Raw genomic sequence first — 9,535 nt, forward strand, 5'->3', positions numbered from 1 at the left:
TAACCAATCACACCCATTTTTACCGTTCCTTTACCTTAATGCGGACAAAAAGTCTGGCCACAAAACAATTCCTTTGATTGTTAAAAAATTAAAAGAAATCAACAAATGATTTTGAAACTATTTTGTAAACGGTTACACTTGACATATGAAACATTTTCGTGTTTAATAGCTGTTATGATTGTTAATTATTGAACAATAGCCCTTACTGGCAAACATGCTACTCAATTCAAATCATATCAATGCAAGGGTGATAATTATGTCGCGAGCTGAACGAATAAAAACAACGGCTTGTTTATATTTTAACTACTTGATTCATGGAATGGCCATCGTGATTTTGGCACAGAATATGGCTGTTCTTGGCAGGCAATGGCACGTTGGCGATGCTGGTGTTTCTATGGTTATTTCGTCACTGGGGATTGGTCGCCTTTTGGTTCTATATGTTTCTGGAACATTATCTGATCGATTGGGTCGCAAATTATTTATTAGAATTGGGATTGCCACCTATGCCGTCTTTTTTGTGGGAATTATTCTTTCCGAATCAATGATGGCTGCCTATTTCTTTGGGATTCTAGCCGGTATGGCCAATTCATTTCTCGATTCTGGCACTTATCCGGCTTTAATGGAACTGTATCCACGCAGCCAAGCCTCAGCCAATATTATGATTAAAGCATTCGCATCAGTTGGTGAACTAATTTTACCAATTTTTGTAGCTGTTTTAGAGCATTTTAATATTTGGTATGGCTGGACTTTTGTGTTCTGTGCAGCAGCACTGGCAATTAACTTTCTTGCCATGCGCAGCAGGGTCTTCCCCAAGTTATCAGGTAATCCACGGCCACGCAAAGAAAAGATTACCCCGTCTACTCAGGCCTCATCCAAGACTAAATTAACCTCGCGTCAACTTTTGCTGGGAGTTATCCTAACAATCTTTGGCTATGTGTCAATGTCAACATTCTACTTGGTTAGTCAATGGTTAACTAAGTATGGCAGTATTGTTGGTCACTTGAACATGGTCAACGCCCGGTTACTGGTTAGTGTCTATAGTGTTGGATCCATTATCGGTGTTATCACAACCGCAATTCTCGTTAATCGGTTTATTAAGCCAATTTGGTTCATGATTTTTGATACTGTGCTATCATTTATCGCTTTACTGTTGATTACACTATTTCCAACTGAAATCGTGATGCTGATTGCTTCCTTTGTCATTGGCTGCACCGCTGCCGGTGGTGTGATGCAAATTGGTTTAACAATTATGGGCGACCTTTTTCCAAGCGCCAAGGGAAGAATTACTGGGATTTACTATACTGCCAGTGGCTTAGCGTCATTTACGATTCCCGTCTTTACTGCTATTATTTCAAAAACCAGTATTCATAACATTATGTGGTTTGATGTCGGCATTGCCGCTATTGGGATTCTATGCAGTATTTCTGTCTTATTAATTGAAAGAACGGATCGGCTTAAATTTCCCAGTCATGTAACAGAATCGATCAAAGTAACGACTAAGACCGTTTCTGATTATCAGACAGAAGCAAAATAACAAATTCAAATTTCCAGCACCAATCGCATAAAAAAGCATTTAGATTAAGGCCAAGAATGTTACTTTCTCTTGGATTAATCCAAATGCTTTTTTATTGGACAGTAATTGATACCGGTACATCTTTATTTAGCGGATACATCTTATCGCTGATTTCAATAACACCACCGTCTCGAGTTGCAGTAACCGTCAATTGATTATCAACTTTATCAACCATAACTTCACCATTTTTGATTGGCAGGATACAATGAAGCTGATCAAAGTTGTCTAAATGAGGAGTTACTTTAAACGTTTCGTAGCCTGGCTTTGTCGGTACTAATCCAATAAAATGACGACCAATCAGATATATTGGACTCGCTCCCCATGCATGGCAAAGACTTTTCCCGTACGGATCGCCATACATTTCATAAATCTGAGCACCGGTTTGGCTAGGATCATATTCCTCCCAGAAAGTGACCGCGCCTTTGCGCAACATGCCACCCCAGTAATCCAGAATTGTTTGATAGACGGCTCGATATTCTCCCATCTGGCATAATGCATCTTGTTCAAAAAACTTAAAATATGGTGTTGTAATTTGAGTGATTTGATCGTTAAGCAATACGTTTTTTAGAATCAGACGTTTCTTTCGATCATTAACTAAATCAAAGATAATCGCCAAAATGTTAGCATGCCGAGTGATATGGTGCTTCCCAGATTCGTAACTGTCAATAAACGCACCCTGATCTTCGTCCCAAAAATAATGCTCTAGATGCTGCTGTAATACAGTAAACTTATTCTGATACTGATCAACCGATTTGCCTAATGCTTGGCCACAGGTAATAATTGCCCGATAAGTTTGCAGTAAAAATAGCTGTTCAGCCGCAACAGTCCCCTGCTTGTCCATTTTTGACCAGTCGACAAAGATCCAGTCATTCCGGCGCCCATAAATAAAACCGTTGTCATTTGTCTGCTTAATTAAATAATCTACCATTTTTTGCATCTTAGGATAAATAACTTCTAAGAATTTAAGGTCTGCCGTCATTTCATAGTGATTGAGGATGCCAATTGCCCACAACATTGAATAATCAACAATTGTATTAATATGTTGCTTAATATCATCTTGACCACGTAAGGCTAATAACGTTCGCTTATCAATTTCTTCATCAAAAAATGAATACTGATTCATCAGATTTGCCTGCAAAGCATCACCTGCCCATATCCAACGATCCCGTTTGATGCCATCAATAAAGAAGACGTCACTGCACAAATTAAGCGTTTCAACGGAAACATTCCAAATTTGATTAATCAACTGATTATCAGTTTCAAATTTCGAATTGTTTTTCTTTGGAATATATTCATGAACCGCCGTTACCTCAACATCGTTCAAAGAAACATCTGGAACAAATACATATCTAAATGCCCGTTTTCGAATTGAGGAGTGTCTATCCACATTTTCCTGCTTGTAGTAACAATTTTTGACATCCAACGCTTCAGTTTCGGATTCGCCATAGCATAACGTTATTGACTTCGCTATTCTTGTTTGAATATGAAGCGACCCGTTTACGGCTCTACCAAAATCAAAGAGAACGCCGTTATTCTTGGTAACCTTTTTTTGGTGCTGCACCAGGATTGTTTGATACTTAATCATATTTGGATCCTGATCTGGTCGCGTAAATAATGGGTCATAGCCAGCCGGCAGCCGGTCCACAAAATTGCTGGCTTGCCAACCGTCGTTTGAGCAAATCACATCTCCTTGAATGTAAATAGCTGGTAGATCCGTTGGGTTTCCAATAAAGATCGTAACAATGTTCTTGCCTGGTTGGCACGTTGTTCTCTGATTAAGTGGGTACTTCGAACCATTAATATCCACGTAGCCTTTTCCCCGAGCAAACACTTGGAATTCAGTTTGCCGATTCAAAGTATATGTCCGCGTAAACTTAACGTTACGATTACAATCGTCAATATACCAGTAGGCTGGCCAGTCCATGCTGCGTTCCTCACGCTGAAAATTTTGCAGCATCCCCTGATGAATGGAAAAATCACCAGGATACCAAAGCCAATAGACGTCTGCCAATTTAAATGCCTCCTTTAATTTATTACTGTTTCTAGACAACTTATCTTGACGACAGATTTGCTGGATCGCTTTGCAAATCTGAACTGGTCATTTTAAAACGTTTAATTAATTGGACAATAATAATCGCACTTGCGCCAAAAATGACTGTACATCCCACTAATACCCAAAGCAACAGTTTAGGCGAATACCCCATCAAGGTTGGCGTTGCTAACGAAAAGATTGCGGTCATTACTCTCACTATCCCATATGAAAAACCGGTCATCGTCGCTCTGGCTTCTACTGGATAGAAAGTTTGACTCCAAATTTTATACAATGCTTCCCCACAGAGAATCGTACTACCAGAGTAGAGAATGTAGGAAACAACGAATACTTGCCAGAATTCACTGAAGGTACCTGCAATTACAAATGCCACAAAGGCAACCGCGATCCCGACATACATTGCCGGATAACGATATTTCGAGTCAGAAATTTTGAGGTAGACAACATTTACCAACAAACAGAAGACGTTTGCAACTAAAGCAATCATTGTGGAAACCAGTTGACTCTGCTTATCGACGGTTACTAAAAAGTAATTAACAAAGGATCCCCAAGTATTAGCAGGTATATTCCAGAACAAGTAAAAGATGGTTAATAGAATGAGCGGCAGCAAAAATACTCGATTTTTCAACAAATCTGCCAGCCTCATCTTTCCCTTATCGACCTGGCTTTCACTCACTTCTTGTTCAACCGCCTCAGCCAATCCATATTCAATATTTCGGAACCCCTTCGAAAATACCCGGACACACCAGTTAAGGAACGCTACAATCCCAATCCAGCCGAACAGAACGGTTGCACTTGTCATCCCTTGACTGGCCGTAATCATCCCAATAAACTGCGATAATAGAATTCCAATTGTCCAAAAAATTTGAGTAGACGCGATTGCCCTTCCGTAAGCCCCTTTATCCATTCGTTCTGAAATAACAGCCAAAGAGGTTGGTAAATCTGCGCCAGAAGCCAATCCAGCAATCACAACACCGACCATAAGAAAAGGAACACTATTTGAAAAAGCAATGATAAATGACCCAAGTGCTACAAAGAAAATATCAACATTGAATACAGTCACCCGACCAAACTTATCGGACAGCCAACCACCGACAAAAGAACCGGCAGCAACTGATAACGTCAACATCGTACTCAACAATCCAATAAGCCAGCTATTAAGACTCAGTGACCTTGCCCAAATGGGAAGCGCAACCCCTAGACTTACCAATAACGCAGCATCTAAATACGAAGCAATTCCAGCAACAATAATTAATAAAACATTGTCCCTGCCTAATTTCACCTTTGTATTTGGCATCATTACATCCCCTTAGTGAGATATTTTTGGATCAGATAAACAGGTGTACAGCTCCATGCATGACAATAACTATTTAAGATTGGACTACCATATGGAGAATAATCTGGTTTTTCTGGTTCGAAGGCTTCCCAGTACGTATCAGCACCAAGTTTAATCATCGTCCCCCAATAATCTTTTAATAAATCTATTGCCTGATCGCGGAGACCAGTCTGGAATAACGCTTCCGTAACATGATGATACATATAAGGTGTTGCAATCCCGCGAATTGGAAACAAGTCATCACAAGTTCTTTGCATGATTTGTTGATTCGTATCCGAGTCCATAACTTTTGCCAACACCATCCAGACTTGACTAGCAATATTGATTTCATGATTATTTCCTGAAATAAATAACCCACGTGATGGATCATAAAGAGACGTTTTTGAATACTGAATCATTTTTTCTAAAACGACACGATATTTGTCAAGATCCTCGTCACTTTTTTGTTGCGCTAAATCAATAAATTGGCGAAGGACATAAATGAGAACTGCTTGACCAGCAGTTTCTTTGTCAAAATCATTGGACCAGTCGATAAAGACAGGGTAGTCATCATCAAGCACTAATTTTCCGGACCGATTCACTCTTTCCAGTGATAAATCCATTTGCTGCTTAGCAATCGGATATAGATCATCTAACACAGTTTGGTCCATCTGAAATGTTTCCAAATCAGCTAAAATTGAGATAAAGAACAAACTATAATCGAATAAAAAGGTATCGTCGGGAACGTAATTCGGTGTCGTAAAGACATTTGCCGGAACTCTGCCATCTGAGGCCGTCATTGCGCCAAACAAATATAAACAACGTTTAACTAAATCCCGATCCCGAAAAGTTGCATAATTAGCCAGTGCTTGAAGTCGTAAGTCACCAATCCACAATCGACGATCACGCTTCGGGCCATCTTCGAACACATTTTGCATGCAATCCGCTAATGTTTTAACCCCGACTTGGTAAATTTTTTCTAATTCAGGATCATTTAACTGCGGGGTTGTTACTTGACTTAGATCTGCAGACGTTTCTGTATCAACAAGTGGATGATCAAAAACCGCCTGCCACTTGGGAGAAGTGTCAAGAACCGTAATCTCAACATACCTAAAACTATAACGACGAGGCAATACCAACCTGGTTGGTAATTCGTCAATATGGATATACTCTTCCTGAATCCAGGATTTACTCAACCAACCATCATAATCAGAACTCTTGTGAGCAAGTTCCGCGGGCATTTCAGCAAATTTAAATTTGCAAAACAGCGGGGCATCCATCGGCGAACCGGCGGAACTAATATCAACTGAAAATTTACCTACTTGATGATCTCCAAAATCCAAGATTATTTTCTGATCACGAGTTAGCTGATGTGAAGCCAGATTTTGAATATCATCAACTCGCTTAATACCGACGCCTTCTAAAAATGAAGCATCGTTATTGAGTGCCACGAGTGACTTTGCCCCGATTTTTTGTTTATACAATTGAGGCTTAAACATATCTGCTTTGTCAATCAATCGTTGATCATGTTTAAAAGCGACATTGTTATTAATTTGAAATGTAAACGCCATCTGCTAGTCCCCCTTAACTGGTTGACCGATTCGAATATCACGAACATGATGTTTTCTTTGAAGATAAATCATTACGATTCCGGCAATAAAACTGATGAATACAATGCCTGCGAATCCAAACATCGTATTCTTAATCGCAGAGGGAACAACCAAGGCTGGTGTCACAATGGCGAATAAGCCACAGCAAACACGTGAAAACCCGTTGATAAATCCTTGAACTGAAGCCCGAATCTCAACTGGGAATGATTCTTGGGTCCAAACCTTGTACATTGCTTCACCGGCAATATTATTACCAATGTTATAAGCACCAATTGTCATCACAATCGGCCACAATGAATGACTACTTAATGCAAGACCTAACATTGCCAGAAACTGGACAGTAATCCCCACAAAGAAAAATTTATTTCGATACTTACCTGCCGCTACAGATGCAAACGCAATGGTTGCAAATAAGGAAATAACATTCAGCACGATTCCGGCCCCGGTGGCAAAGCTTTGAGTAGCGTGGGCTTGAACCAACGTAAACGTTTGGAACTGACCAAACGTATTGGCTAACAAGTTCCAGCAAACATAAAAGATTAAAATACTAAAGAAGAAGCCCATATATTTTTTCTTATTAACACCGAGGAAAACGTTTTTAATGGAAACTTTTTCAGTTAAGTGAGCTTCACGTTCATGGGCAATTCGTCTTTGTTCCCCTTCTTGATGAAATGTTTTAAACTTCGACGAAAATGTTCGCCAAATCCAAGTAATAATTGCAAAAATCGCTAAAATTGAAAAAACTAACCGGGCTCCTGTTGCCCCAGCCATTTTTGAAACAATAAATGCACAAACATATGACATGAAGACACCAATTTGCCAGAAAATTTGGGTTGAAGAAACTAAACTGGCTGATGTCTCCTCATCTGGAGAATCATGCGAAACAACAGTTAGACTAATTGGTAAATCTGCGCCTGAAGCAAATCCTGTTACGATGACTCCAGCGAGTAACATGCCATAGCTCCCAGCAAAAACACAGACAAGTGCCCCAATCGCATAAATCAAATTTAACCAGTTAAAAGAACGGATCAAGCCAACTGATTTTGTGATCTGACCTGCCAATAAGGATCCCGCGGCAATAGCGAATGTCAAAGCTCCTGAGATAAAACCCACCTGAGTGTTTGTTAAACCCAACCCCGTTTGCCAAACAGTAATTGTTGCGGATAATCCTACAATAATCCCGGACCCTAGAATTGATCCGATTCCTGCTGCGACTGCGAGTGGCCTGTATCGACGAACCATTGATTCATTTACAGTATGATCTTTCATAATAATCGTTCCTCCTTTAATTTCTGTTATAATTGTAAGCGGTTACTGGTGCCGCGACAATATCGCTGTCACACTGAAATGATTGCAAAATCACAGATTAGTACGATGCAGTTAATTCCAGTTGTTAAGGAGGAGACTAATGACCTCACACACTCTCGATACTCAACTATTCAAGTTAAACAAAATTGAAAAGCTCCAAAAACATTTTGGTGGGAACGTTAACTATATGGATTTGGACTATATCAATGATCCGATTCCCAAAATGCCCGGAAAAGACTTTTTCAAAACTAGTGATATCGCAATCACTAAAAATAATCGATTCTCATATGTTCCTGCACACACTCATACTTTCATTGAGCTTAACTACATGTATTCAGGATCGTGTACCCAATATATCAATGACGAAAAAATCATTCTACATCAACATGACTTATTGATTATGGATAAAGACATTGTTCAAAGAATTGATTACACAAGTGACAATGATATTCTGGTCAATATTTTGATTAAAGATGATTCCACACTTGGTGATTTGGCAAATTATATCAACGAATCGGCAAATATTGTGACCCAGTTTCTCTATAACGCATCGCGGACTAACGCCATTCATAACAATTTCATCTGGTTTAATCTCACCAATAATGAATTGGCGATTAACCTCATCGAAAGTTTAATCATGAAAGGTTTAGAAAAAAACGATAGTCAAGGCCAATCTCTTCAGCTCATTTTCTCTGCTTTGGTCATTGAACTTTCCAAGTCAATCAAACAAGAAAAAATTAATTTCGCAGATCCATCAACTGATGATCTTTTACCGATTTTGAAATATTTAGATAATCATTTTTCGACAATTTCACTCAACAAAATTAGTCAAAAGTTTGGTTACAATACCAATTATCTGGGCAATAAAATAAAAAAGGTCACTGGAAAGACATTTAAAGAATTGGTTGAGCGACGTAAGTTATCGGCTGCCCAGAATTTAATGATCAAAACTCACTGTAATGTCAGTGAAATTTGTGAGGTGATTGGTTATAAAAACAACTCTTCTTTATTTCGCCTTTTTAAAAAGTACCTTGATACAACCCCTTCTGAATATAAAAAACGAGTTAGTCCAAAGAAACCGGTAAATCAAGAATTTAATCAGCGACTACCTTGATTTATCTAAGCAAGGTCTCATAGTCAAACAAGCATGTGCCAGTTATCTTTTTTGTTGGCGTAACGATCTCCTAATCCATCATAAGAATAGTGCACCTCATAACAAAATCACCTTTACACGGCTACGTTTATGAGGTACTCTATTATTAAAATTTAATTATTTTATAACTTTTTGCTGTTTTTGGATTGGTTTCTTCCGTTTTAACAAAATATATTACATATAGTGGGTGAAAAAATGAGTAAAAAGAAAATATTGGCTTATAACATCTTAGACTATGAAAAGGAGTTTATCCCGCAATGGCAGGCTGAACATCCAGAAGTCCAAGTAGATTTTAACCAAGTGGAATTACACGATGACACCGTTGAGCTTGCCAAAGGCTATGACGGTATTGACTATCGCCAACGCAGCAAACTCTCTGATGGTCCAGAGCTATACAAAAAGCTACATGAGTATGGTATTCAGCAACTTGCTTTGCGTTCAGCGGGCGTTGATTCATGCAATTTAAAATGGGCTTGAATTGTCAAATTAAGTGCAACACTACATTAAAGAATATTTCATAAGGCGT

General features: G+C 38.9%; 6 protein-coding genes and 1 pseudogene. 3 read left to right on the forward strand and 4 right to left on the reverse strand.

Going from position 1 to position 9,535, the window contains the following annotated elements; genetic code table 11:
• Positions 1–256: 256 nt before the first annotated feature.
• The gene (locus FC85_RS02480) at positions 257–1,534 is read left to right on the forward strand and encodes an MFS transporter (protein ID WP_057863982.1); all 1,278 of its coding nucleotides are present in this window, start codon (positions 257–259) and stop codon (positions 1,532–1,534) included.
• Positions 1,535–1,625: 91 nt separating this feature from the next.
• Here the strand turns inward: FC85_RS02480 and FC85_RS02485 are convergent, their stop codons facing one another.
• The 4 genes from FC85_RS02485 to FC85_RS02500 form a co-directional block, all read right to left on the reverse strand.
• Positions 1,626–3,530 carry an alpha-L-rhamnosidase-related protein gene (locus FC85_RS02485; RefSeq protein ID WP_083484885.1) on the reverse strand — a complete coding sequence of 635 codons (1,905 nt, stop codon included), beginning with the start codon at positions 3,528–3,530 and terminating at the stop codon, positions 1,626–1,628.
• Between the two features lie 94 nt (positions 3,531–3,624).
• The gene (locus tag FC85_RS02490; protein ID WP_057863984.1) at positions 3,625–4,920 is read right to left on the reverse strand and encodes an MFS transporter; all 1,296 of its coding nucleotides are present in this window, start codon (positions 4,918–4,920) and stop codon (positions 3,625–3,627) included.
• A gap of 2 nt (positions 4,921–4,922) precedes the next feature.
• Positions 4,923–6,509, reverse strand: a complete 1,587-nt coding sequence (locus FC85_RS02495; protein WP_057863985.1) for an alpha-L-rhamnosidase-related protein — start codon at positions 6,507–6,509, stop codon at positions 4,923–4,925.
• A 3-nt stretch (positions 6,510–6,512) separates the two neighbouring features.
• Positions 6,513–7,817: an MFS transporter gene (locus FC85_RS02500; RefSeq protein ID WP_057863986.1), complete on the reverse strand. Its 1,305-nt coding sequence runs from the start codon at positions 7,815–7,817 to the stop codon at positions 6,513–6,515.
• Positions 7,818–7,956: 139 nt separating this feature from the next.
• Here FC85_RS02500 and FC85_RS02505 point away from each other — a divergent pair, with 139 nt between their 5' ends.
• On the forward strand, positions 7,957–8,970 hold the full coding sequence (locus FC85_RS02505) for an AraC family transcriptional regulator (protein ID WP_057863987.1): 1,014 nt from the start codon (positions 7,957–7,959) through the stop codon (positions 8,968–8,970).
• Between the two features lie 234 nt (positions 8,971–9,204).
• Positions 9,205–9,483 (forward strand): annotated as a pseudogene (locus FC85_RS02510) (D-2-hydroxyacid dehydrogenase); the annotation flags it as partial.
• Positions 9,484–9,535 lie beyond the last annotated feature (52 nt).

This window comes from Lentilactobacillus diolivorans DSM 14421 (assembly GCF_001434255.1).
GTDB classification, from domain to species: Bacteria; Bacillota; Bacilli; order Lactobacillales; family Lactobacillaceae; genus Lentilactobacillus; species Lentilactobacillus diolivorans.

Coding starts and splice junctions, on each gene's coding strand:
- FC85_RS02480 (WP_057863982.1), top strand. CDS start 257: ATGTCGCGAGCTGAACGAATAAAAACAACGGCTTGTTTATATTTTAAC.
- FC85_RS02485 (WP_083484885.1), bottom strand. CDS start 3,530: ATGCTGCAAAATTTTCAGCGTGAGGAACGCAGCATGGACTGGCCAGCC.
- FC85_RS02490 (WP_057863984.1), bottom strand. CDS start 4,920: ATGCCAAATACAAAGGTGAAATTAGGCAGGGACAATGTTTTATTAATT.
- FC85_RS02495 (WP_057863985.1), bottom strand. CDS start 6,509: ATGGCGTTTACATTTCAAATTAATAACAATGTCGCTTTTAAACATGAT.
- FC85_RS02500 (WP_057863986.1), bottom strand. CDS start 7,817: ATGAAAGATCATACTGTAAATGAATCAATGGTTCGTCGATACAGGCCA.
- FC85_RS02505 (WP_057863987.1), top strand. CDS start 7,957: ATGACCTCACACACTCTCGATACTCAACTATTCAAGTTAAACAAAATT.